At 56.9% G+C, this 1,797-nt stretch carries 3 protein-coding genes; 1 reads left to right on the top strand and 2 read right to left on the bottom strand.

Annotation, left to right across the window (positions count from 1 at the left end; genetic code table 11):
- Nucleotides 1-677 (bottom strand): amidohydrolase family protein (locus tag KIN_RS22160; RefSeq protein WP_505712035.1); only part of this gene is annotated, 677 nt, incomplete at its 3' end.
- Between the two features lie 256 nt (nt 678-933).
- Here KIN_RS22160 and KIN_RS22165 point away from each other — a divergent pair.
- The gene (locus KIN_RS22165) at nt 934-1,140 is read left to right on the top strand and encodes a hypothetical protein (protein WP_159811267.1); all 207 of its coding nucleotides are present in this window, start codon (nt 934-936) and stop codon (nt 1,138-1,140) included.
- On the opposite strand, the gene KIN_RS22170 is transcribed toward KIN_RS22165, so the two are convergent.
- The gene (locus KIN_RS22170) at nt 1,137-1,670 is read right to left on the bottom strand and encodes a VOC family protein (RefSeq protein WP_243145018.1); all 534 of its coding nucleotides are present in this window, start codon (nt 1,668-1,670) and stop codon (nt 1,137-1,139) included. The genes KIN_RS22165 and KIN_RS22170 overlap by 4 nt on opposite strands.
- Nucleotides 1,671-1,797 lie beyond the last annotated feature (127 nt).

The following is a 1,797-nucleotide window of genomic DNA, read 5'->3' on the forward strand; positions in this document are numbered from 1 at the left end:
GCGTCTGACAAACTTGCAATCGCGTCCGGAACACCCACGCCGTCTTCGACCGTCTTTGCCAGCACAGACCAGAAATCATCCGGCGTCAGCCCGATTGTAGCGGCCCAGCGTGCAACGTGCTCGGGTTGGGACCGCAACTGTTCGAACTGTGGAATGTGGTCGTTGAAAACGACGTATTGCACTGTGCCAGCTTCAAGCCATGCGAGCAGTTGATCGGCACCACCAAGATAGAACGTCTCATAGCGCAGTTGGATGCGGATGTCGGCGGCAGGGGCTGGGTGCAAATCCTGCAATCCTTTGATCACAGCGCGTGCGGCGTCAGCGCCGCGCTTCTCTCCTTCCCATGAATAGGACTGCGCAAGATAGGCCGTGGTGATCCCGTTGGCGATGAGCTCACGATCCACGTTCCGCAAGGCAACCCATTCGGGAAAATCTGCGCCCACGCGCGGCATAAGGTGGTGCTCATGCCCATCCCCATGGGCGTCAATGATCCCAGGCAGGACCAAGCAGTCTGACACGTCCACCACCTGCGGCGCTGAAGGGGCGGTATCGCTGATCAACTCCGTTTGCATGTGCAAGTCCGTTTTGGAAAAGGTTCCGTCGGGGAGGAGCACCTGACCACCTGTCAGGGTCAGTCCGGTGGTTGATTGGACAGGTCGTTCAAATAGCGTATCCATGGGTGTTCGTGTCTCGACGGAAATGAGGGCTGCACCGAACGGGCGCTGATCCGATGGCGATGTGTGTGGATGGGTAGCGATGTTCCATCTGTGCAACGGTTCTACAACATCAACATGACAAACCCAGGTTTTGGCACGTGCATTCCGTCAGACTTAAGGAGGCGCGACGGCGATCCAGAACTCACCACAACTGCACGCTATTGACTCGGCCAGCCTCTCGGTCCAGCGTTAACAAACTGTTACAATCAAGTTTGCCATGACGACCACGCACTACATCGCCGAAACCGACGAAGCTCACCAGGTCTCAGCCCTGTGGGTTAAACCTAAGGGTCGAAAATCCGCCAGGGTTTTCAATCCCTTGGTTGATCAATTGGACCCAAGCCAAGCCGCGAAATTCGATGGTGCGCCCGAGGCCGACATCAAGAAGTGGATTGCCGTTCGAAAGGCGATATCCGCCCGCTAGCCTTTGGGTTGGCTCTCAAGCTCCAGCACATTCCCATCTGGATCTCGGACGTAGACGCACAGACATGGGCGTTCTGACGTTCCAAGGTTCACGATCTCGCCCTGTTGGCTGCCTCCGCCGTCCAAGATCCGGTCCAGTACGGCCTCAAGATCCGGCACCTGCAACGCTATATGTCCGTACCCGGGTGCATTGATCGGTCGCACTCCACCTTGTGCGGCGTCACTGTATTCCATGATCTCAAGAAACGGCTTTGATCGGTCGGGAAAGTCGAGCCAAATCGAGCAAATGTCTGAGCCCGGCAAACCGTTTCCACGAGAAATGATCCCACCGGACAGGCGTTTGGGCGAGCGGCGCTCGCGCAAGCCAAGCGCGTCCACGTAAAACTGCGCGAGACGCTCTGCGTCGCCAGCGGTTATGCTTATGTGCGCCAGCTTCACTTGGGCGACCTTGTCATCTACACCCCATTGAATCCATCTTGGCGAGGAAGCGCCCAAGCTCTGGCTCGCATCCATCTTGTGGAACTGTGTCACGACGAAACCAGCGCACGTGATATGACCTCTCGTTCAGCCCCATCAAAAGGGACAACCCAAGCTATCCCATTGCGTATCCGCGCGCGAAGGAGTTCTGTCAGCATGGTGTCATCAAGTTGACAATACG

It is taken from the genome of Litoreibacter roseus, assembly GCF_009811795.1.
Classification (GTDB): Bacteria; Pseudomonadota; Alphaproteobacteria; order Rhodobacterales; family Rhodobacteraceae; genus Litoreibacter; species Litoreibacter roseus.